Origin of the sequence: Williamsia sp., from assembly GCF_016462415.1 — a bacterium.
In the GTDB taxonomy this organism is placed as follows: domain Bacteria; phylum Actinomycetota; class Actinomycetes; order Mycobacteriales; family Mycobacteriaceae; genus Williamsia_A.
Map to the genome: position 1 here is coordinate 1 of NZ_JAEMTF010000027.1, position 21,945 is coordinate 21,945.

At 67.8% G+C, this 21,945-nt stretch carries 22 protein-coding genes and 1 tRNA gene; 10 read left to right on the plus strand and 13 right to left on the minus strand.

The window, feature by feature from the left end; translation table 11 throughout:
• Positions 1–406 precede the first annotated feature (406 nt).
• Positions 407–1,096: a GAF and ANTAR domain-containing protein gene (locus JHC79_RS09085; protein WP_296389839.1), complete on the plus strand. Its 690-nt coding sequence runs from the start codon at positions 407–409 to the stop codon at positions 1,094–1,096.
• Positions 1,097–1,099: 3 nt separating this feature from the next.
• Here JHC79_RS09085 and JHC79_RS09090 read toward each other — a convergent pair whose 3' ends face one another.
• Genes JHC79_RS09090 through JHC79_RS09105 form a run of 4 tightly spaced genes read right to left on the minus strand, consistent with a single transcriptional unit; the run spans position 1,100 to position 4,322 of the window.
• Complete coding sequence (locus JHC79_RS09090; protein ID WP_296389841.1) at positions 1,100–2,002, minus strand: glycosyltransferase family 2 protein; 903 nt, start codon at positions 2,000–2,002, stop codon at positions 1,100–1,102.
• Positions 2,003–2,008: 6 nt separating this feature from the next.
• Complete coding sequence (locus JHC79_RS09095) at positions 2,009–2,923, minus strand: ABC transporter ATP-binding protein (protein WP_296389842.1); 915 nt, start codon at positions 2,921–2,923, stop codon at positions 2,009–2,011.
• 12 nt (positions 2,924–2,935) lie between these two features.
• Positions 2,936–3,799, minus strand: a complete 864-nt coding sequence (locus JHC79_RS09100; protein ID WP_296389844.1) for an ABC transporter permease — start codon at positions 3,797–3,799, stop codon at positions 2,936–2,938.
• A 49-nt stretch (positions 3,800–3,848) separates the two neighbouring features.
• Positions 3,849–4,322 carry a bacterial proteasome activator family protein gene (locus JHC79_RS09105; RefSeq protein WP_296389909.1) on the minus strand — a complete coding sequence of 158 codons (474 nt, stop codon included), beginning with the start codon at positions 4,320–4,322 and terminating at the stop codon, positions 3,849–3,851.
• 237 nt (positions 4,323–4,559) lie between these two features.
• Here JHC79_RS09105 and JHC79_RS09110 point away from each other — a divergent pair, with 237 nt between their 5' ends.
• Positions 4,560–5,756, plus strand: coding sequence for a cysteine desulfurase-like protein (locus tag JHC79_RS09110; RefSeq protein WP_296389847.1), 1,197 nt, complete (start codon positions 4,560–4,562; stop codon positions 5,754–5,756).
• A gap of 73 nt (positions 5,757–5,829) precedes the next feature.
• On the opposite strand, the gene JHC79_RS09115 is transcribed toward JHC79_RS09110, so the two are convergent.
• The gene (locus tag JHC79_RS09115) at positions 5,830–6,807 is read right to left on the minus strand and encodes an NAD(P)H-quinone oxidoreductase (protein WP_296389849.1); all 978 of its coding nucleotides are present in this window, start codon (positions 6,805–6,807) and stop codon (positions 5,830–5,832) included.
• A gap of 223 nt (positions 6,808–7,030) precedes the next feature.
• On the opposite strand from JHC79_RS09115, the gene JHC79_RS09120 reads away from it, so the two are divergent.
• A complete protein-coding gene (locus tag JHC79_RS09120; RefSeq protein WP_296389851.1) occupies positions 7,031–7,495 on the plus strand; it encodes a MarR family transcriptional regulator in 465 nt (154 codons plus the stop codon).
• A gap of 18 nt (positions 7,496–7,513) precedes the next feature.
• Positions 7,514–7,598, plus strand: a tRNA-Ser gene (locus tag JHC79_RS09125).
• A 96-nt stretch (positions 7,599–7,694) separates the two neighbouring features.
• Here JHC79_RS09125 and JHC79_RS09130 read toward each other — a convergent pair.
• Entirely contained in the window at positions 7,695–8,507 is an 813-nt protein-coding gene (locus tag JHC79_RS09130) for an amidohydrolase family protein (RefSeq protein WP_296389853.1), read from the minus strand.
• A gap of 150 nt (positions 8,508–8,657) precedes the next feature.
• Here JHC79_RS09130 and JHC79_RS09135 point away from each other — a divergent pair, with 150 nt between their 5' ends.
• Positions 8,658–9,026 carry a hypothetical protein gene (locus JHC79_RS09135; RefSeq protein ID WP_296389856.1) on the plus strand — a complete coding sequence of 123 codons (369 nt, stop codon included), beginning with the start codon at positions 8,658–8,660 and terminating at the stop codon, positions 9,024–9,026.
• Positions 9,027–9,059: 33 nt separating this feature from the next.
• Here JHC79_RS09135 and JHC79_RS09140 read toward each other — a convergent pair whose 3' ends face one another.
• The 4 genes from JHC79_RS09140 to JHC79_RS09155 all read right to left on the minus strand — a co-directional run bounded on the left by JHC79_RS09140 (position 9,060) and on the right by JHC79_RS09155 (position 13,231).
• The gene (locus JHC79_RS09140) at positions 9,060–9,782 is read right to left on the minus strand and encodes a type II CAAX endopeptidase family protein (RefSeq protein WP_296389858.1); all 723 of its coding nucleotides are present in this window, start codon (positions 9,780–9,782) and stop codon (positions 9,060–9,062) included.
• A gap of 4 nt (positions 9,783–9,786) precedes the next feature.
• On the minus strand, positions 9,787–10,947 hold the full coding sequence (locus JHC79_RS09145) for an NAD(P)H-binding protein (protein ID WP_366782534.1): 1,161 nt from the start codon (positions 10,945–10,947) through the stop codon (positions 9,787–9,789).
• An 85-nt stretch (positions 10,948–11,032) separates the two neighbouring features.
• Positions 11,033–12,085, minus strand: a complete 1,053-nt coding sequence (locus JHC79_RS09150; protein WP_296389861.1) for a magnesium transporter CorA family protein — start codon at positions 12,083–12,085, stop codon at positions 11,033–11,035.
• 30 nt (positions 12,086–12,115) lie between these two features.
• Positions 12,116–13,231, minus strand: a complete 1,116-nt coding sequence (locus JHC79_RS09155; RefSeq protein WP_296389863.1) for a D-alanine--D-alanine ligase family protein — start codon at positions 13,229–13,231, stop codon at positions 12,116–12,118.
• Between the two features lie 76 nt (positions 13,232–13,307).
• On the opposite strand from JHC79_RS09155, the gene murF reads away from it, so the two are divergent.
• The 3 genes from murF to JHC79_RS09170 are packed head-to-tail and all read left to right on the plus strand — an operon-like array spanning position 13,308 to position 17,043.
• Positions 13,308–14,636, plus strand: coding sequence for a UDP-N-acetylmuramoyl-tripeptide--D-alanyl-D-alanine ligase (gene murF, locus JHC79_RS09160; protein WP_296389865.1), 1,329 nt, complete (start codon positions 13,308–13,310; stop codon positions 14,634–14,636).
• Positions 14,633–15,802, plus strand: coding sequence for an acyltransferase (locus JHC79_RS09165; RefSeq protein WP_296389911.1), 1,170 nt, complete (start codon positions 14,633–14,635; stop codon positions 15,800–15,802). The genes murF and JHC79_RS09165 overlap by 4 nt, the downstream gene beginning before the upstream one ends.
• Positions 15,799–17,043 (plus strand): hypothetical protein, encoded by a 1,245-nt coding sequence (locus JHC79_RS09170; protein ID WP_296389866.1) that lies wholly within the window; start codon positions 15,799–15,801, stop codon positions 17,041–17,043. The genes JHC79_RS09165 and JHC79_RS09170 overlap by 4 nt, the downstream gene beginning before the upstream one ends.
• Positions 17,044–17,063: 20 nt before the next feature.
• Here the strand turns inward: JHC79_RS09170 and JHC79_RS09175 are convergent, their stop codons facing one another.
• Together JHC79_RS09175 and JHC79_RS09180 are read right to left on the minus strand one after the other, a co-directional pair.
• The gene (locus JHC79_RS09175) at positions 17,064–18,425 is read right to left on the minus strand and encodes an alpha/beta hydrolase-fold protein (protein WP_296389868.1); all 1,362 of its coding nucleotides are present in this window, start codon (positions 18,423–18,425) and stop codon (positions 17,064–17,066) included.
• 171 nt (positions 18,426–18,596) lie between these two features.
• Complete coding sequence (locus JHC79_RS09180) at positions 18,597–19,430, minus strand: helix-turn-helix transcriptional regulator (RefSeq protein ID WP_296389870.1); 834 nt, start codon at positions 19,428–19,430, stop codon at positions 18,597–18,599.
• 100 nt (positions 19,431–19,530) lie between these two features.
• Here JHC79_RS09180 and JHC79_RS09185 point away from each other — a divergent pair, with 100 nt between their 5' ends.
• On the plus strand, positions 19,531–20,301 hold the full coding sequence (locus tag JHC79_RS09185) for an SDR family oxidoreductase (protein ID WP_296389872.1): 771 nt from the start codon (positions 19,531–19,533) through the stop codon (positions 20,299–20,301).
• A 12-nt stretch (positions 20,302–20,313) separates the two neighbouring features.
• On the opposite strand, the gene JHC79_RS09190 is transcribed toward JHC79_RS09185, so the two are convergent.
• The gene (locus tag JHC79_RS09190; RefSeq protein WP_296389874.1) at positions 20,314–20,745 is read right to left on the minus strand and encodes a thioesterase family protein; all 432 of its coding nucleotides are present in this window, start codon (positions 20,743–20,745) and stop codon (positions 20,314–20,316) included.
• A 143-nt stretch (positions 20,746–20,888) separates the two neighbouring features.
• Here JHC79_RS09190 and JHC79_RS09195 point away from each other — a divergent pair, with 143 nt between their 5' ends.
• On the plus strand, positions 20,889–21,938 hold the full coding sequence (locus JHC79_RS09195; RefSeq protein ID WP_296389876.1) for an alpha/beta hydrolase family protein: 1,050 nt from the start codon (positions 20,889–20,891) through the stop codon (positions 21,936–21,938).
• Positions 21,939–21,945: the final 7 nt, after the last annotated feature.

Consider the following 21,945-nt stretch of genomic DNA (forward strand, 5'->3'; position numbering starts at 1 on the left):
GGGGACGTGTACCGCCGCCGGTCGGACGAGTCCGGGCGTGCGGTCGATCAACGACCGTGGGTCCGCCGGCGTGGCCGCGGTATCCGAGCTGCAGGCCGACGCCACGACGGCGATGAGCGCGACCAGCACGATCATCGGGTGATCGAGAAGGTGTCGCAAGACGGGGAGTGGATGGGTGCGGTGGCCTGCCGTCGGCGGGGAGTAGGAGGTCGTCATGACCCGCAAGGTATGGAAAACATATCGGTATCTTCAACGAAACCATCGGCCACCAGCGCCGTCCGTCATCGCCGAAGTCCCGGACCCGGCGTCCGCGGTCGCTATAGGATCGCAGGCGTAGTCGAACAAACAGGAGTGTGGGACCGTGGTCGAACGCGGCAACGAATTGTTCAGAGCTGTTGCGGCACAGGTGGCGAAGCTGCACGACACCGAGGTGTCGGATGAGGATGTCGAGAAGCTTCTCGCGTCGCTCACCGAGGGGGCGGTCGCGTCAGTTCACGCGGCGCGCTTCGGGTGCATCACCGTCGTCGAACACGGCGACGTCATGACCATCGCGCCGACCGACCCCATCGCGGCCCGCCTCGACGAGTTGCAGTCCAAACACGACATCGGACCGTGCCTCGACGCGGCGTGGGAGCAGCACCCAGTGCTGATCGGCGACTACACGACCGACAAACGGTGGCCTCGGTTCATCGAGGACGTGGTCGCCCAGACGCCGGTGCGGTCGAGCCTGTCGTTCCAGCTGCATCGTGACGACACCAGCATGAGTGCGTTCAACCTGCACGCCGATCGCGCCCACGCCTTCGACGACGGGGCGCAGCGATTGGCCAGCGTCTTTGCGGCGAACACCGCGCTCGCTCTACACAGCCGTACCTGGACAGAGCAGTTCGACCAGGCTCTGGCTTCGCGTGACGACATCGGGCAGGCCAAGGGGATCCTGATGGAGCGCTACACCGTCGACGCCGACCGGGCGTTCGACATGCTCAAGCAGATCTCGCAGACGAGCAACACCAAACTGGTCGAACTGGCCCGACGCCTCATCGACATCGACCACCCGTCGCACGACCAGCGCGGCGACGGGACCGACAGCGCCCGCTGATCCCTACGGGCGCTTGAAACGCTCGCGTCGACCCTCGCCGCGCAGTCGGATCCACTCGCGGAAGCCGGCCACGTCGCGGCGGTGGATCAGGAAGTACCACCCGAACCGAGCCCACTCCTGCGGTATCAGTTTACGAAGTCCGGGCTGGTGCAGGAGGTAGCCGCGGTTGCGATAGGTGAAGTAGCGCTTGGTCGTGTCATCGGGGTACTGCGTGTGCATGCGTCCGCCGAGTATTGGGTGGAACTCCGCGGTCCCGTCCGGGTGCAGGTACGCGGTGATCAGACAGGTGCCGAACCGCATCCCCGACCGGGCGAGCCGACGATGCATCTCGACCTCGTCGCCGCGGACGAACAGCCGCAGGTCGGGGACACCGACCGCATCGATCGCGCGCGACGAGAACAGGGCGCCGTTCATCAACGACGCGATTCCGTCGAGGACTTCTTCGGTCTCGCTGCTGTCGACGAAGAGTTCGGATCGCTTGCGTCGCCAGACGACTCCGCGTCGCAGCGGGAACGCGAGGGTGTCGGGGTCGTCGATGTTGCAGACCACCGGCGACAGCTCGTCGTAGCCGCCCTCGGTCGCACACCGCAGCAGTGTCGCCAGGACCTCGGGGCCCTCGGGGCGTCCGTCGTCATCGGCGCACCACACCCAGTCGGCGCCGAGCGCCAGCGCGTGCAGCATCCCGAGGGCGAATCCGCCTGCGCCGCCCAGGTTGTGGGCCGAGGGGATGTAGGTGGTCGGGACAGCTTGCTGCGCAACCAGATCGGCGACTTCAGTCTGGCTGCCGTTGTCGATGACCACGAGGTGGTCGATCGGTCGGCTCTGTGCGGTCAGCACGGCCAACGATTGGGCGAGGAGTTCGGCGCGGCGGTAGGTGACGACCACCGCGATGACCCGTTCGGTCACGCCGCGTCAGCCGTTCTGCGCGGCGTTGTCGGGATCGGGCGACTCGGTCGGGTCGGTGCCTGCGCCGGCGCGCGCCTTGTCGTCCCGCGCGGAGCGCGCCTTGTCGTCCCGCGCGGAGCGCGCCTTGTCGTCTCTGTCCACTTCGGCGAGGACCTCGCGGACGTGGCGGGCGGCGTCGGGACCCTCGTAGGCGCCGACCACCTCCTCGATACCGCCGTCCATCCGGATCTGACCGTGGTCGACCCACAACGCGCGGTCGCACAGCTGGGCGAGGAACTCGTTGGAGTGGCTGGCGAACACCAGGATTCCCGAGCGCTTGACCAGATCCTGCAGTCGGATGCGGGCTTTGCGCATGAAGTCGGCATCGACCGCGCCGATGCCCTCGTCGAGGATGAGGATCTCGGGATCGATGCTGGTGACCACGCCCAGCGACACACGGACACGCATACCGGTGGAGTAGGTGCGCAGCGGCATCTTGAGGTAGTCGCCGAGCTCGGTGAACTCGGCGATCTCGTCGGTCTTCTTGAGCATCTCGCGGCGGCTCATGCCGAGGAACATGCCTCGGATGATGATGTTCTCGTAGCCGGAGATCTCCGGGTCCATGCCGACGCCGAGGTCGAACACCGGCGCCACGCGACCCTGGATCTTGCAGGCGCCGCGGGTCGGTTCGTAGATGCCCGACAACAACCGCAGCAGCGTCGACTTGCCGGCGCCGTTGTGGCCGACGAGTCCGATCCGATCGCCGTGCGACAGGTGCAGATTGATGTTCTTCAGCGCCTCGACGACCACGACGTCCGACTCGTTGGCGCCGATCACTCCACCGGCCCGACCGAGGACGGACTTCTTGAACGAGCGGGTCTTGGCGTCGAAGATGGGGAAGTCGACGCCGGCGTCCCAGGTGTCCAATCGAACTGTGCTCATGTGTGCGCCCCCTCAGACCCAGTAGGCCACGCGGGCCCGGTAGTTGCGCAGGATCAGCAGGGCGGCCAGCCAGCCCACGGCGGTGCAGCCGATCACGATGAACCAGTGGTAGGCCTCGACGTGTTCGCCGACGAGCGGCCCGCGTGAGATCTCGAGGTAGTGGAACATCGGGTTGATCTCGACAAGTTTCAGCCGGCTCGAGTTGTCGACGTTCTTGGTGATGTTGTCGGTCGTCCAGATGATCGGCGTCATGAAGAACACCAGTTGCACCAGAGTCGCCAGCAGCTGACCGATGTCGCGGAAACGGGTCGAAAGGATCCCGAAGACGATGGTCACCCACACGGCGTTGAGCGCGAACAGGAAGAGCGCCGGGATGATCAGCAGAATCGTCCAGTTCACCGGCTGCGGGAACACCGCCATCACGACGGCGTAGATCACGATGTTGTGGGCGAAGATGATCGACTGTCGCCACACCAGTCGATAGACGTGGACGCTCAGCGGTGACGGGATCTGCTTGAGCAGGCCCTCGTTGCTGGAGAACACCACCGCACCCTCGAGGATCGACTGAGAGATGAAGTTCCAGAAGATCAGGCCGAGGGTGACGTGCGGCAGGAAGGTCTTGATGTCAGCGCCGAACAACTCGCCGTAGAGAAGGCCCATGGCGACGGCGGTGACGCCCGTTGCGACGGTGATCCACAGCGGACCGAGCAACGAGCGACGGTAGCGCTGCTTGATGTCCTGCCAGCCGAGCAGCGCCCACAGCTCACGCTGGGCGAAGCCGACACGCAGATCGGTCAGGGCTCGTCGCAGCGTCCGCGAGTCCGAGGCTTGCGGTCGCAGCGGTGCGACGTCGTCGTCATGCAGAACGGTGGACACGGTGGTTGAGCCTACCGGCCGCGCCCATCCGACCGGGTCACGCGGCAGGTCAGAGGTACTGACCGGTGCCGGGAACCCCGTGCCCGGAACCCGCCGAGCCGCCGACCGACGGCGGCAACGCGCCCTGGCGCATCTGCTCGAGCTGCGACCGCGCCGCCATCTGCTGGGCGAACAACGCCGTCTGGATGCCGTGGAAGAGGCCCTCCAGCCATCCGACGAGCTGCGCCTGCGCGATGCGCAGTTCCGCGTCGGACGGGGTGGAGTCGTCGGTGAAGGGCAGCGCCAGCCGCTCGAGTTCCTCACGCAACTCCGGCGCCAGACCGCCCTCGAGCTCGCGGATCGACGACTGGTGGATCTCCTTGAGCCGATTACGGCTGGCGTCGTCGAGAGGAGCCGCCCGCACCTCTTCCAACAGCTGCTTGATCATGGTGCCGATGCGCATCACCTTGGCCGGCTGCTCCACCATGTCGCTGAGACCGCCCGACTTGTCGCCCTCGGCGTCCGACGATCCGGTGGGCCCCATGACGACGATGCCGTCGTCACCGGAGCCGTTCCCGGCCGGGCCGGCACCTCCGGTCGGGTCGCGGTCGGCTGCGGATCCAAATGCTCCCGATGTCATGGCTTCCATTGTGCGACATCCGTCCGACTCGGTCGGCCCCCACACCCGGTGACCTGGGACAGATGTGTTCAGTACCCATCTCGTGAGCCGTCCTGACGAGGGGGTATGGCTCACCTCACCTGACCGTCTATCGTGTCTGCCATGACCTACGACGTTGCCCGGGTGCGCGGATTGTTTCCGTCACTCGGCGACGGCTGGATTCACCTTGATCCGCAGGTCGGGATGCAGATCCCCGACTCGGTCGCCTCCACGGTGTCCAAGGCGTTCCGGGCGCTCGTGTCGGCCCCCGGCGGGGTCTATCCCGCGGCGCGTCAGTCACGCGCCATCGTCGATGCGGCCAGGCTCGCGGTCGCAGATCTGGTGGGTGGCGATCCCCGCGGAGTCGTCCTCGGACCGAGTCGCGGGCTGCTGTTGAACATTCTCGCCGAGGCTCTCAACACCCGTGTCTGGTTGGGGTCGCAGGTGGTGGTCAGTCGGCTCGACGACGAGGCCAACCTGGTGCCGTGGTTACGGGCGGCCGACCGCTACGGCGGCAAGGTCGTCTGGGCCGAGGTGGACATCGAGAACGGCGCGTTGCCGCCGTGGCAGTACAGCGACCTCATCGTCGACGCGACCAGCGTCGTTGCGATGACCCTCGCGTCGTCGACCCTGGGCACCGTCACCGACGTCCGCGCGGTCGCCGAGGTCATCCATGCGGTCGACGGCTTGCTGGTGGTCGATGCGACCAGCGCGGCGCCGTACATGTCCCTCGACATCGACGAGCTGCAGGCCGACGTCATGGTGGTCTCCGCCGAGCGGTGGGGCGGGCCGCAGACGGCCGCGCTGGTGTTCCGTGATCCCGACTACCTCGCCCGGGTGCGTCCGGTGAGCCTGTCCCCGAACGCCGAGGGCCCCGAACGACTCGAGGTCGAGGGACATCAGTACGCCATGCTCGCCGGGCTGGTTGCATCGGTCGAGCACCTCGCGTCCCTCGACGAGGCCGCCGAGGGCACCCGTCGCGAGCGACTGGTGACGTCGATGACGAGCCTGTCGCACTACCTGCAGCGGCTGCTGTCGTACCTGATCAACTCGCTCGACCAGCTCAACACCGTCCGTGTCCTCGGTACGGCTGACGCCCGCGTGCCGACGGTCAGCTTCACCGTCGCCGGGGTCACCGCCGACAAGGTGGTGCGACGTCTCGCCGACAACGGGATCTGTGCGCTGGCAGATGTCTCGAACCGGGCGCTGAGCGGCATCGGGGTCAACGACGTGGGTGGCGCGGTCACCATCGGCCTCGGCCAGTACTCGACGCCGTACGAGGTGGATCAGCTCGTGCGGTGCCTCGGTTCCCTCGGCTGACCGCCGACCGTGCCGTAATCCCCCGCCGAGCGTGCCGAAAATGCGTGCCGACCGTGCCGAAACCCGCGCCTGATCAGAGCGTGAGCAGCACCTTGCCGATGGCTGCGCTGTCCTCGAGGTGCTGGTGCGCCTGTCGGGCCTGCTCGAGCGGGTAGGTGCGGTCGATGATCGGGCGCACGCGGCCGGCCTCGACGAGCGGCCAGGTGTGGTCCCGCACCCCGGAGATGACCGCCGACTTGCCGATGGGGCCGTCGACGGGACGTCCCCGCAGGTTGGTGGCGATGACCGAGCCCCGCTTCTTGAGCAGCGCCCCGATGTTCAGCTCGGCGCTGGCGCCGCCCTGCATGCCGATGATGACCAGACGGCCGCTGTCGGCGAGCGCGGAGACGTTGCGCTCCAGGTACTTCGCTCCCATGATGTCGAGGATGACGTCGGCCCCGCCCAGGTCACCGACCACCTCGACGAAATCCTGATCGTTGTAGTTGATGGTTGTGGTGGCGCCGAGTTCGGTGCAGAAATCGAGTTTGCGTTGCGAACCCGCGGTCACCGCGATCCGCGCACCGAGCGCGTGCGTGAGCTGGATGGCGTGGGTGCCGATACCGCTGGCGCCGCCGTGCAGCAGCACCAGTTCGTCGGGCTGAAGACCGGCGGCCATGAATAGGTTCGAGTAGACCGTCGCCGCGACCTCGGGCAGCCCGGCGGCCTCCACGAGGTCGACCCCGTTCGGCTTCGGCAGGACCTGACCGGCCGGGGCCGCGACGTACTCCGCGTAGCCGCCGCCCGCGAGCAGCGCACAGACCTCGTCGCCGACGGAGAACCCGTCGACACCCTCGCCCAACTCGGCGATGGTCCCCGACACCTCCATGCCCAAGATCTCGCTCGCGCCGGGCGGCGGGGGATAGAGGCCCTGGCGTTGCATGAGGTCGGCGCGGTTCACACCGGCCGCGGTCATCGCGATGAGCACCTCTCCGGGTTCGGGCCGGGGGCGATCGGCGCGGTCTGCCTCGAGAGTGGCCGACGAACCCGATCCCTGGATGCTGATGATGCGCATGGAAGTCACCCATCCATCTCTACCCGCGTCGAGGCCGAGACGAAACGAACGGGCCGCGACGGGCGATGTGATGAGCACAACGTGTTCATTCGGTCGTTCGCACGACTGTCGAGTGGACGCTTGTCCACGTACGCTTCCAGGACGCCGGTTCGGGCCGGTCGGGAAGTACAGGGAGATCATTGTGAGTGTGAACGGTCAGCCTGTCGGCTCCGTCGAGGACGCGGTGGAATCAGACAGATCGGGCCCTGGTTGGCTCTCCGACACCGAGCAGGCGGCGTGGCGATCGTTCGTCGACGGCTCCCACGAACTCATCGGGGCCCTCGATCGAGCCCTGACAGCCGAAGCCGGCCTCAGCTTCGACGAGTACCGGATCCTGGTGATCCTCTCCGAGAACCGCACCCTGCGGATGTCGGACCTCTCCCGTGGCGGGCTTGCCTCGCGCAGCACGGTGTCGAGGCAGGTGTCCCGGCTCGTCGAGCGTGGCGACGTCGAACGTCTCCCGGACGTCAACGACGCCCGCAACCGGCTGGTTCGCATCAGCGACCTCGGCCGGGAACGGTTGCACGAGGCCGCGAAAGATCATGTGCGCCTGGTGCGTCGGTATCTGTTCGACCATCTGACGCCGGAGCAGGTGGTGGAGATGACCCGCGTGCTCACCACGGTCCGGAACACCGTCGACGGGGCCTGACGTACGCTTATCCCGCTGGGAAGTGTGGCAGAGCGGCCGAATGCACTCGCCTTGAAAGCGAGCGTGGGTGAAACCACCGGGGGTTCAAATCCCTCCACTTCCGCTTCAGAGCGGCCGTGCGTCAACTGTCGCTGACGATCGAGATCTCCCTGTTTCTCGAAATCGCAGTTCGATCGGTCGTTTTCATGGCCTTACCGGGTCACGTCGGAACGGTGACGGCGGGAAGCCGATAGAACTCGACTGCATTGTCTCTCAACACCGCATCGAGATGTTGTTCGCCGACTGCATCGGCGAGGACACCGAGGTCGTCCTCATGGAATGGGCGGTCGGCTCGAGTAGACGGAAGGTCGCTTCCGAACATCAGAGCTCGGGGGTTGGCGTCGCAGACGGCCCGAAGGGTGGCCGCCACATCCAGCTTGACGCGTCCGAACCCGGTCGCCTTCACCCGGACACCGGAATCGACGAGCTTCAGCAGTGTGGCCAGCCCCTCGGCAGAGAGGCCCAGATGGTCGATGCTGGCCGACGGCAGGGCGGCGATCACATCGACGAGATCGCCCAGTGTGCTCGCGTCCGCATAGAGTTCGGTGTGCCAGCCGGCGACCTCGTGAACGCGGCGCGCGAAATGGTCCAGCTCATCGGTCGATTCGGACCCGCCGCGGCGGACATTGAACCGGATGGCCCGCACGCCTATTCGGTCGAGACGGAGAATCTCCTCGTCGCTGACCGTGGCCGGGAGCTGCGTGACCCCCACAAAGTTCGAGCCGAGTACTGCGAGTGAGTGCTCCAGGTACTTCTGATCAAACCCCTGGAAGGATCCCGACACGATGGCGCCGCCGACGATGTTCATCGATGAGCCGCGCTCGGAGTAGTCGCCGGCGGTGAACGTCGGAGGAAAGTACCCGTCGTTGCCGATGAGGTCGAACTCGGGATCGATGATGTGGAAATGTGCATCGAAGATCGGGCGCTGGACGACGTCGATTGTCGACTCTTCGGATGTTTCGGTCTGGCCCATGGCCTCACCCTTTCACTCGGACGGCACTGTTAGCTTATCTAAGAATGTCTCTGGGGGCGTGCCTCTGGAAGGGGAACTATGAATCACTTTGTCCGCCCGATACGTTCGGAGGGCGATAGCCAGGAGCCACCCCGCGGTCTCCTACGCCGAGTGTCGTGGTGGCTGCGCCAGGACGGCCCCCGGCCGAGCCCCGGATGGTACGAGAGTGGCGGGATCATCGACGACGACGCAGGGCTCGCAGTTCTGGATTCGACGGGGCACCGACACCCCCTTCCGGACAACGTCGCGAAGTTCGTGCGGCGCGACAGTCCGATCGAACTGTTTGCCGTGGACGATCAGAACAAACTGGTGGCAAAACTGCCCAACCGGGGATTGAGTGACGCCGCTCTCACGGAGTTCGCCGAGCGCACCGGTCGCGAGTTCTCGCATGAAACCAACCAGGGGTGGGCAGAAATGATGGATCGTTACCCACCGACGATGAGGTCGATCCTCCAGTACCAAGACCTGGCAAGTCGATGAGTCGACCCGGTGATCTCTCCCCCCGCCGGTGTCTCAGACGCCGAACAGCGGCGGAAGCGCCAGCAGGATGATCGCGGTCCAGGCGACGTGGGTCAGCATCGGCGCGAGCACACCGCCGGTCGCTCGACGCTCCAGCGCACACACGAGTCCGAGCAGGATGGCCGCGAAGCCGAGCATCGGGTTGCCGCTGGCCAGCGTCACGATGATGTAGATGATCGTGGAGTAGACCACCGGGTAGTACTTGCCCAGGGCCGAGTAGAGCGCGCCGCGGAAGAACAACTCCTCGGCGATTCCGTTGACCAGAGCGATCGCGACGACGAGGGCGAGGTTGCCCGCGGTCGCGTACTCGAAGACGCCGGCGATCAGGTCGCGGATCGGGGGGATCTCGCGTACCACGAGCCCGCCGACCACGAAGAACAGGCCGAGCCCGATACCCACACCGAGTCCGGTGAGTACCGGTCGGCGTTTGTGTCCGCGCCACGTCACCCGCCCGAGGTGCAGTGGTCGCGACAACGCCGCCCCCACGACCCAGACCGCGGCGAGCGCGAGTGTGTAGACGTAGAAGATCGAGTCGCCCGGCTTCGCCGACAGCGACAGTGCGAGGAACACCGCACCGAACACGAGGAAGACGATCACCACGATCCGGCGGCGTCGCACCACCGACCGTGCCTCATCGGGATTCGTGGGTCGGCGGTCGAGCAGCGCGGTGCGCAACTGGTCCCAGCCCTCGGTCGCCCTGGTTGTCATCGTGGTCATGGTCTCACCGCCCGACGTGTGACGCGATCTTGTTGGCCCGGGACACCGCGAAGTCGACGCCGGTGCGGACGGCCCCCGCGGCGGGACCGACCGACAGCACGAGGCCGGCGCCGAGGCGCTCGAACTCGTTCCATCCGCGGGAGCTGATCAGGCTGGAACCGACGCGTCGGATGCGCAGCCAGTCGCCGCCTGCCCACTCGGGGTCGGAGTCGGCGAGGTGGTGGATGTCTTCGAGCTTGTTGACCGGCAGCGCCGGTCCGGCATGCAGCGACGCCTCCACGGCCTGACGCACGGTGAGCAGGCCGCCGGGCGGGTCGGGGACGATCGAGCGGATGCGGTCCTCCGAGGCGAACATCGGATAATCCAACGACGCGACCAGATCCCCGGTGAGATCCGTCGGCACAGGCACGAGGCGTCCGCTGACGAGCGACGCCAGCCCGGTGCCCAGGCCGCGCAACGGCAACGGGAGCCGGCGACGTCGCGCTGCGGAGAGGTAGGTGAACAGCAGCTCGCGGTAGCTGGCCTTGTTCGCGCCGGCCACGTCGTAGGCGCCGGCCGGGAGCTTGTCCGCATCTGCTGCGGCGACGAGGTAGTACACGACGTCGCGCACGGAGATCGGATCCATCTTGTTGTCGGCCCAGTGCGGAAGCGGGATGACGGGAAGGCGGTCGGAGAGGTAGCGGACCAGCTCGAACGAGGTCGACCCGGCGCCCACCACGACCGCGGCGCGCAACCAGACGAGTTCGGGCCCGCCGTCGACCTTGAGGTACTCGGCGACCTCCGCGCGACTCGCGAGGTGCTCGGAGAGCTTCTCGCCGTCGGGGACGAATCCGCCGAGGTAGACGATGCGGGACACCCCGGCGTCCTTGGCCGCCTCGGCGACGTTGCGCGCGGCGGCGTTGTCCTTCTGACGGAAGTCGGACTCCCCGATGCCGTGCACCAGGTAGTAGACGACATCGACGTGGCCGACGGCGCCGAACGCGGTCGCCGCGGCCGTGCGGTCGGATGCGTCGAGAGCGACGGGCACGATGTCGTCGTACCACCCGAATGCGGCGAGCCCGTCGGGCTTGCGCGACGCGGCGATGACCTCGTGCCCCGCGGAAAGAAGTTCGGTGACCAGACGTGACCCCACGTAGCCGGTGGCGCCTGTGACCAGAATTCGCATATCCCCCACCGTACGGAGGGTGACGTGCGGTTTCAGTGTGAGATGTGGCTCGTGCGGTCTGGGGAACAACCGCGCCGACCGGCGACTACAGCCAATCCCGGCGCTTGAACAGCAGGTAGAGCACCGTCATCGACACCACCAGCAACGACACGCTGGTGATGAACCCGCCGGTGTGTTCGAAACCGGGGAAGGGGACGTTCTGGCCGTAGAAGCCGGTGATCGCGGTGGGCACGGCGATGATCGCGGCCCACGCGGTGAGCTGTTTCATCACGGTGTTCAGGCGGGCGTCCTGCAGCGACAGGTTCGTCTCGAACACAGTGGTCACCATGTCGCGCAGGGACTCGGTCCACTCGGTGACCCGCAGGACGTGGTCGTAGAGGTCGGTGAACTCGGGCTCGAGGGCGTCGCTGTGGCCCAGGTCGTGACGTCGGCGCTGGACCAGGGAGACGACCTCCCGCATAGGCAGGACGACGCGACGCAGCGCGACGAGGTTCTTGCGCAGCGAGTAGGTGCGACGTTGCAGCGCCCGCGAGGCGACCTTCTCGTCGAACAACAGTTCCTCGAGGTCCTCGATGGCGTCGTCGAGCTGTTGGACGGTGTCGAAGTGCCCGTCGACGACGACGTCGAGCAGCCCGTGCAGGAGCGCCCCGACGCCGTACTCCTGCCCACCGATCTCCTCCCATCGGCGCTGCACCTCGTCCATGTCGAACACTTCGGTGTACTCGCTGTCACCCCGGTCGCCGCCGCCCTCGGTGAGGCGGACCGTGATCAGGGCGTTGTGCACGATGAACATCGAGATCCGCTCGAAGCGGATCTCGGCCGCGGCGGCGTCGACGGCCTCGTCCCCGGTCGTCGCGGTGGGTGAATCGAACGCGACGGCGTAGACGGTGACGAAGGTGTGTTTGGCGTAGGCGGTGGCCTTGACCCGCTCGGAGGCGGCGAGCGCGTCCTCGACCGCCCACTTGTTCAGGCTGAGTTCTTCGGCGAGACGGGTCAGCGTGTCGTGCGACGGGTTGATCAGGTCGGCCCAGACGAGCCGGTCCGGGTCGTCGATGCAGTCCGACACCTTCTCGAGTTCGAAACCGTCGACCGGTTTGCCCTTGTGCCAGATCTGGCCGCGCACGGCCTGGTTGCTCACGACCTCATCGTGCCACCGCGGGGGCGGGGCTCACCGGTGGGTGGAGAACCCCGAGCGTCGACGGTGTCGCTCGACGGCCAGCCCGACGAGGCGATCGATCAGGTCGGTGTACTCGAGGCCGGTGGCCTCCCACATCTTCGGATACATCGACGACGGGGTGAAGCCGGGAATGGTGTTCACCTCGTTGAGCAGCCAGCCGCGGCCGTCCTCCTCGTAGAAGAAGTCGACGCGGGCCATGCCCGAACACCGCAGAGCGGTGAACGCGCGGGCGGCGAGTTCGCGTACCTCGCCGATGGCGTCGTCGGTCAGCTTCGCCGGGATCGACAGTGCCGCAGTGCCGTTGAGGTACTTGTCCTCGTAGTCGTAGAACTCCGCGCCGGGCAGGATCTCGCCGGGGAGCGACGTCTCCGGGATCTCGTTGCCCAGCACCGCCACCTCGATCTCGCGGCCTACGACACCCTCCTCGATGACGATGACCTCGTCGTACGTCAGCGCCAGGTCGATGGCCGCGACGAGTTCGTCGGCGTCGTGCGCCTTGGAGATACCGACCGACGACCCGAGGTTGGCGGGCTTGACGAACACCGGCAGGCCCAGTTCGGCGAGCACCCGGTCGACGATCTTGGACCGGGTGCCGATGCCGTCGCGGTACTCCAGCCAGCGGCACTGCGGGATGCCTGCCTGGGCGGTCGCGACCTTGGCCATCGCCTTGTCCATGCACAGCGCCGACCCGAGCACCCCGCTGCCGACGTAGGGGATCCCCGCCAGTTCCAACATGCCCTGCACGGTGCCGTCCTCGCCGTGCGGTCCGTGCAGCAGCGGCAGCACCACGATCGGTGCGTCGGAGTCGGCGTCGCGGAGCAGGTTCAGGGCCTCGACCTCGGTGCCGACGGTGCTCAGCGACGCCGGGAGTGCGGTCGACCCGGAGAGCGCGGCGATGGCGTCGTCGTTGCGGACCCACTGCCCCTCGTGGGTGATGCCGATGGGGACGAGGTCGTATCTGCCGCGGTCGGCCGCGGCCAACACGTGTGCGGCGGAGACGCAGGAGACGTCGTGTTCAGCGGAGACGCCGCCGAACAGGACCACGAGACGGTGCCGGCCCGGGGTCTCGCCGGGAGATGAACCGCTCTCGGGGGCGGGGATCAGCATGGACCACACCCTACGGACCCCATCGGTTGCCTGGCGAGGGTGTGGTTTCCCTGCGGCGGCAGAGTAGTTTCGGTGGGTGCATTTCTCAGCGAACGAGGTGGCAGAAGCGACCGGCGGCCGCCTCACCGGCCCCGATGTCACCGTCGACGGTGCGAGCATCGACTCGCGGACCGTGTCGGCCGGACAACTGTTCGTCCCGATCGTCGCCGAGCGCGACGGTCACGACTTCATCGCCACGGCGGTGGACGCCGGCGCGTCGGCGTTCCTGACCGACCGCGCGGTGGACGCGGACGCGACATCGATCCAGGTCGCCGACACCTCCCTCGCCCTCGCCGACCTCGGACGCGCGGCCCGTGCGCGGCTGACCGGTCCGGTCATCGGGGTCACCGGCTCGGTGGGCAAGACCTCGACCAAAGACCTCCTCGCCCAGGTGCTCTCGACGCAGATGCGTACCGCGGCCAACGAGCGGTCGTTCAACAACGAACTCGGTCTGCCGCTGACGCTGTTCGGCGCCCCCGACGGCACCGAGGCCGTCGTCGTGGAGATGGGCGCGCGCGGGGTCGGACACATCGCGACGCTCTGCGACATCGCGCACCCCACGATCGGCGTCGTCACGCGGGTCGACGGGGTGCACCTGGAGTTGTTCGGCAGCATCGCCGCGGTCGCGCAGGCCAAGGGTGAACTGGTCGAGTCGTTGCCCGCCGACGGACTGGCCGTCCTGAACGTCGACCAGGAGGCGGTCGCGGCGATGGCGTCGCGCACCTCTGCGCGTGTCATCGGCTACGGCCTCACCACGCCCGCCGACGTCCACGCCACCGACATCCGACTCGACTCCGAGCTCCGCCCGACGTTCACCCTGCACACCCCGTGGGGGTCGATCGAGGTGTCGATGGCCGCGCGGGGACGCCACCAGGTGTCGAACGCGCTGGCCGCGACCGCGGTGGCCGGTGGCGTCGGCATCGACCTCGACAAGATCGCCCAGGGGCTGTCCGGTGCGGCGATCTCCGGTCTGCGGATGGAGTTGTCGCGCACCGACTCCGGCGTCGCAGTGCTCAACGACTCGTACAACGCCAACCCCACCTCGATGAACGCAGCTCTCGACGCGCTCGTCGGGCTGTCGGACCGACGTCGGGTCGCGGTTCTCGGTGTGATGGCCGAACTCGGTGACACCGCCCGGGCCGAACACCTCGCCATCAGCGAACGCGCCGCCGCGCTCGGCGTGGATGTGATCGCCGTCGACGCAGCCGATTACGGGTCGTCGGTCACCCACGTCCCCGACATCGACTCCGCGGTCGCCGCGCTGAGTGACCTGCGCGCCGGGGACGCCGTTCTCGTCAAGGGCAGTCGGGTCGCGGCGCTCGAACGGGTCGCGGTCGCGTTGCTCGCCGCACCGGGCGCCTCCTGAGCGTCGAGGACAGTCGGCCGGCGCCCACCCCGGAGAAGACGACCGGCCGCGTCGACTCGCTGACCGGGATACGCACGCTCGCGGCGTTTCTGGTGTGCGCGACGCACGCGGCGTTCTGGACGGGCAACTACACCGATGACCTCGCGGGCCGTTTCTTCGCCCGCCTGGAGATCGGTGTCGCGATCTTCTTCGTGCTCTCCGGGTATCTGCTGTTCAAGCCGTGGATGACGGCGCTGGCCGGTGGTGGTCGACGCCCGTCGGTGCGGCGGTACGCCGAGCACCGCGCGCGACGGATCCTGCCCGCCTACTGGGTCACGGTGCTGGCGGTCTACGCGATCTTCACGTGGTGGCGCACCGACACCTCCGACCTCGGCCACGGGTGGTCGGGGCTGCTGCGCAACCTCACGCTGACCCAGATCTACGGGTACGGACACCTGCACTCGGGTTTGACCCAGATGTGGAGTCTCGCAGCCGAGGTCGGCTTCTACGTTGTGCTGCCGATCGCGGGATGGCTCATCGTCAGCGCTGTGTGCCGCGGCCGGTGGCGCCTCGACCTGATCGTCATCTCGCTGGTGGTCCTGGGTTCGGTGTCGCCGTTGTGGGCGATCGTCACCCACACCGGCGACGGGCTCGACCCGACCGCGCGGCTGTGGCCCCCGGCGTTCCTCACGTGGTTCGTCGGCGGCATGCTGCTGGCCGCGCTCGCGCAGACGCGACTGCGCATCAACCCGTTGCTGTCGGTGCTGATCGCGGTGCTCGCGTTCCAGGTCAGCTGCACCTCGATCGCCGGCGAGCCGACGATCACGCCGCTGTCCGGGTCGGCGACCGTCATCAAGTTGCTGCTCTACCTCGTGATCGCCCTGGGGCTGATCGCGCCGCTGGTGCTCGGACCGGCCGGATCGTGGTGGGACCGACTGATGGGCTCGCGGCCGATGGTGTGGCTCGGTGAGATCTCGTACGAGTTCTTCCTGGTCCACGTGATGGTCGTCGAGTTGGTGATGGACCTGCTGGGGTATTCGATCTTCACCGGGTCGATTGTCGGCGTGCTCATCGTCACCAGCGTGCTGAGCATCCCGGTGGCGTGGCTGCTGCACCGTCTGACCGTGGTGTTCTGGCGTCCGCGGGCCACCGCACCGAAACGGCAATCCGTACCATCGGTGCCATGACCGACCCCGGTTCACCTCACCCCGGACCCCGATTGCCCGACCCGCTGACGCCGTCCGACATCGGTCGGTGGTGCGAGAAGTCGGTGATCCCGGGCGTGCAACCGGAACTGTCCGACGACGCGGCGGTGGTCATCGCGTCCGGGCATCTGTCGGCTGCGGCACGGGAGATCGTGGTCCGCCGGATGTCGGCGGGGCTGCCCGTCCCGAGCTCGACGTCGATCAACGGCCCCGGAGGATTCGGTGGGCTCCGACGACTCCAGCGCAGTGTCGGGGCCATCGAGGCGCAGCTGGCGAACCCGATGCTGCCGTCGATGGTCGCTCCGGTCATCCGGAGTCGGCGCAACACCATGACCCGACGGCTCGACGACGCCCGGAAGAACGTGATCACGGGCAAGGGGATCTTCGCCACCAGCATCCGCGGTATCCGCCGGGAGCGCCGCGAGGGCGTGCACCTCGAGTTGATCGATCGAGAGCGGTTGTTCGTCGGGCTGACCTACACCCCGACGCCCAACGTGAACGCCGGCGGATATGTCCGCCGCGCGGGTAGTGCCGCCATCGACCGTGTCGCCGGGGTGGTCGGTGCCGCGGCCACCAAGGCCGGGATCGACAAGGGGAATCGATGGGTGAGCGAGATCCTCGGCGATCTCGAGACGCCCTCTCCCAGCGGTGATGCGAAGTTCGTCGACGGGTACGAGACCATCCTGTTCGCGGCGGGTTCGTTCTACGACCGGATCGTGCGTTGTCCCGCATGGCATTCCGACCACTTCGACGTGCAGCGCACCGCCGTCGACCTCAACGCCGAGCTCGGCGACATCGCCGCCGACGTGATCGCGCTGCGCACCATCCGTGTCGATCTCGACAACAGCCGCCGCGCAGCGGGTTTCGACGCCGACCTCAGCGACCACATCGCGAGCCGGGAGAGTTCGCTGCGACCCGTGTGGACTGAGCTGATCGACCGTGTCGCCGCCTTGGCGTCGGTGGCCGAGGTGGTCGAGTCGGCCGCCATCGAGCTCCGGGTCATCGCCGAATTCGCCCACACCGCGACGATCGACGACCGCATCGACCGGCTGGTGGCGCGGTCGGGGGAGCGGGAGATCTCCGCCGACAACACCAAGCGGCTCACCGAACAGGTGCGCGCCGGCGAGGACCAGTTGCGGATCTACCGGGACGTGCTGCAGGGCAACATCGCTCGTCTGTCCGCCGGCGACGCCACCCTGCGCAGTCGTCGCCTCCCCGAATAACCCGCCTCCCCAACTGGCGGTCAGGCTCCGGGGACCTTGATGGTCGAGGCCAACCACGGCAGCGACACCGACAGCGCCGTCGACGCGAACTGCCATGAGTGCCTACCCGGTTGGGTGTGGATCTGGCAGGCGATGCCGACGGCCTTGTTCTCGGTGCACAGGGTCTGCGCCGCCTGGCCCTGATCGTTCGCGTCGGGCCCCTCGCCGCGTCCGCCGAGTCCGGTGCCGCTGCTCTGCGCCGAGTGCGTCCAGTGGTGCCCGCCCCCGCCCCCGCCTCCGGGACGACGACCGGTCCGCGGGCTGTCGCCGGTGTCGTCGTACCAGGCCGAGATCCCCTGGTACGGACCGTGCCTGCTCATGACCGTGGCCGGATCGAAGGACTGCATCATTGCCGCGTCACCGCCGTAGAGCCGTGACAACGTCTGCGCGGCGGTGCCGGCCGTGGGAGCGGCGTCGCCGGCGATGTCGACGTAGCTCGAGAACAGATCGGGGTGCATGACGGTGAGGTCCACCGAGCACGTACCGCCCATCGACCATCCGACGATGCCCCAGTTCGCCGCGGCCGACGACGTGTGGAAGTGCGAGATCACGTACGGACGGACCTCCTCGGTGAGGTGGTCGGCGACGTTGCCGCGCGACCCGTTCACGCACTCGGTGTCGTTGTTGAACGACCCGCCCGCGTCGACGAACACCATGACCGGCGCCGAACCGTGGTGGGCGGCGGCGTAGGCGTCGACGGTGTGCATGGCGTCGCCGGTGCGAATCCAGTCGGCCGGGGTGTTGAACTCGCCGGCGATCATCATCACGACCGGCAGTGTCGGCGGGGTGGCGCCGACGAACCACGTCGGCGGCAGGTAGACGTACTCGGTCCGATGGGCGAAGTGGCTCGAGGTGTCCGGGGTCGTCACGGGGACCAGGGCGCCGGTCGTGTGGGTGGTGTTCCGCATCGACGCGAGGTCGCTCGCCGACACCTGGTCGGGCAGCGGACCGGAGGTGATCTCACCCCAGGCCGCCGACACGGTCGGGAAGTACCCGACCCACTGGTTGAGGACTATCCCTGTGGCCAACAGGGCGATCGGCACGACGGCGATGGCGACCCCGCGTCGCCACCACCGGGCGCTGCGCCAGCCGAACACGACGACTCCGAGCGCGCCGACGGTCACGCCGACCCAGATCCACAGGCTGCGCGGAGCGGGATCGGTGGCCAGACCCTGCGAGTCGAAGTAGAGGTGCACACCGAATGCGCCCAGGACGGCGACCGCCACCGATGCCGGCAACCAGATCAGGCGCCACCGCCGCGTCCGCCATCCGATCGCGACGACGAGCAGGACCACGGCGACGATCTGCACGGTGAGCGGGAACCACCCGTCCAACAACGACACACCCTGGTGGTGAGACCAGCCCGCGGGCGCTGACATCGGAGGCACGAGGACCAGTGTGCATCGTCAAAGCCACTGTGCGGCTGAGAGTTTGCTGACAGTGACGGGTATCGGGCAATACCGACGGTCGTTTGACGGGTTCGTCCGAGATGGCCCGATGAGCCCCCTGTGGGGTCAGACCGAGATGGTCGAATCCGGGTCCCAGCTCGCGAGGATCGGCAGCACCCGGGCCGTCGTCGAACCGGGCTCCACGGTGTAGACGATGAGACTCTGGTCGGGATTGCCCGGGGTGCAGAGGAACTCGATGCCGAACTGCATCGTGCCCGCCGACGGGTGCTGGATGACCTTGATCGTACGCTCGAATTCCAAGACCTCGTGGTCGTCCCACCACTGGGCGAACTGCGGCTCGGACACACGCAGTTCCTCGATCAGCGCAGCCAGTACGGGGTCGCCGGGTCGGCGCGCCGCGTCGCGACGGAGCCCGGCCACCGCGGCCGACGCGAACTGCGACCAGTTCACGATCCGCTCCCGCGCGATCGGATTACGGAACAGATAGTGGTGCAACGACGCCCCGGTCTCCATGGGAAGACTGAGCACCGCACGGATCAGGGCATTGCTGGCAAGGATCTCGCCTGCGCGTCCGAGCAGGATGACGGGGACGTGGTCGAGTGCCTGCATCACCTGCAGCAGCCCCGGATCGGCCACCTGCGCAACCGGATCCGGTGCAATCGCCGGTGCCGCCAGGTCATGGAGGTACGCGGACTCGACCGCGTCGAGCCGCAGCGCCCGGGCGAGCGCCCGCAACACCTCCGGCGAGACGTTCGCCTGCCGCCCCTGTTCGAGCTTGCTGTAGTAATCCGGACTGACCCCCGCGAGCTGCGCCAACTCCTCGCGGCGCAGCCCCGGCACCCGCCGCCGCCCGTACTCCGTCAACCCGACCGAGGCGGGCGTGAGGCGATCGCGACGATCCCGCAGAAAGGCGCTCAACGCGGTGCGGTCCTGGGTCATCACGCCAGGCTAGCCGCGTCACCGACCACGAGCCTGGTCATGACAGACCTAGGTTGATCCTCGCCTGGTTGCCGACCGTTGAGCGGCATAGACAGAGGTCATGACAACTCCGAGCACGCACAGACTCGCCGGCCGCACCGCCGTCGTCACCGGATCCACCAGCGGGATCGGCGAGGCCATCGCCGTCACTCTCGCCGCTCACGGCGCGAGCGTCGTCGTCAGCGGCCGTGACCGCGACCGCGGGAGCGCCGTCGTGGCCCGTATCCGGGACGCGGGCGGCACCGCGGTGTTCGTGCCGGTGGACCTCGGCGGGAGCTACAGCGACATCCGCTCGTTCGCGGCCGCCGCGGCGTCCGAACTCGGCGGGTCCGTCGACGTCCTCGTCAACAGTGCGGGCATCTACCCCGCCACCGCGACGGTGGATCTGGCCGATTCCGACCTCGACGCGATGCTGGCGGTGAACGTCCGCGCACCCCACGTACTCGTCGGTGAACTGGCCCCGCCGATGGCGCATCGAGGTGCCGGGGCGATCGTCACGATCGGATCGTGGATGGCCGCGGTGGGCAGCCCGTTCGCCGCCATGTACACCGCGACCAAGGCGGCCGACGAACAGCTGACCCGGAGTTGGGCCGCCGAATTCGGGCCGAGCGGGGTCCGGGTGAACTCGGTCGCGCCCGGCGTCACGTTGACCCCCGGCAACGAGGATTCCCGCCCCATCCTCGACGCCATGACCGCGTCCACGCCCGCGGGCACCGTCGTCGATCCGCAGGACATCGCCGACGGCGTCGCGTTCCTGGTCTCCGACGAGGCGTCGAAGATCCACGGGATCACCCTCTACGTCGACGGCGGGATCAACGCGACGCGGATGTGAGGGCCCGCCCGGTCAGCTGCGCGACCACGCGGCGAGGTGGGCCTTCTCGTCGGGGGAGAGGCGGCGCAGGGTGTGCTTCTCGATGTCGACGACAGCCATCTGCGTGGTCGCGACACAGGCCGGTTTGGAGGCGGCCGACGTCTGCGCGCCGCGGATCTCGTAGGAGATGGTGAAGTCGACCGACCGGTACGCGCTGATCCACATCCCCACGTGTAGCGGGGTGTCGGAGTGACGGAGCTGCGCCTGATAGCGGATGGCGACGTTGACGATCATCGCGCTGGTGATCAGCGGCTGATACTGCTCGCCCGCGCTGAGCAGCCACTGGATCCGCGCCTCCTCCATCAGGGTGACCATCCGGGCGTGATTGATGTGCCCGAAGGCGTCCATGTCCGACCATCGGACGGGGACATGGGCACTGAACGCAAAGCCGTCATCGGTGGTCACGCGGGTTCTCCGTTGCTCGTCGGTGGCTCAATCGTTACGCAGCCGAGGCTCACGTTGCCTGATTTGTTCGGGGGTGTGGACCTCGCGCGTCGGTACTGTGGGAACAGTCCACGATGTTTGCTGAATGCTGGGGGTAGTTAGACATGCTGAACTCTCGTGTGAGAGCTCGCCCCGGCTTCGTCCCGCGGCCGCGTCACCGGTCCATCCGCCGACGGGTGGTTCCGTCGTTGCTCGCGATCGGAATTGTCGCCTCGGCCGTCGTCGTGGCGCCCCAGGCCGCCGCCGCTCCCGCCCCTCCCGCACCGGTCGCGAAGCTCGACAAGGTCGTGAAGGTCAACAGCAGGCACCTGGACGTCACGGTGGATTCGCCGGCGATGCGCGGCAAGGTCACGGTCTCGGTGCTGCTGCCCCGCGACACGTCCGTGAGTCGGTCGACGGTCTACATGCTCGACGGCGCGGGCGCGACCGGTCAGGTCAGCGACTGGCTCACCAAGGGCAACGCCGCCAAGTTCTTCGCCGACAAGAACGTCAACGTCGTGCTTCCGTCCGGCGGAGCCGGATCGTTCTACACCGACTGGCAGAAGCAGGATCCCAAGGTCGGCATGCCGAAGTGGGAGACCTTCCTGACCGAGGAACTCCCGCCGCTGATCGACTCCAACTACAACGGCAACGGCCGCAACGCGATCGTCGGACTGTCGATGGGCGGCCAGGCCGCGCTGGCACTGACGTTCCGCCATCCGAACCTCTACACCGGCGCCGCGTCGCTCAGCGGTTGCCCGCCGGTCAGCGGTCTGCTGAACGAGGCCTACGTGCGCGCGACCGTCGCCAAGGACGGCGGCGACGCCACCAACATGTGGGGTCCGATCGGTGGCCCCGACTGGGCCGCACACGACCCGAGCCTGCATCTCGACGAACTCCGCGGCAAGAACCTGTACATCTCCGCGGGCTCCGGCGCGATCGGACCGCTGGACTTCACGACGCCGCTGGACCCGGGCATGTCCCGGCAGACCACGCTGCTGGCCGCGTCCGGACTGGAGTCCGGTGCCTACCGCTGCTCGCTCGAGTTCGCGCTCACGCTGCGCGCCAACGGTGTCGCGGCCGACGTCAGCTTCCCGCTCATCGGCACCCACAGCTGGGCCTACTGGTCGCGGGATCTGCCGCTGCTCTGGCCGACGATCTCCCGCGGGCTCTGACCCCGCG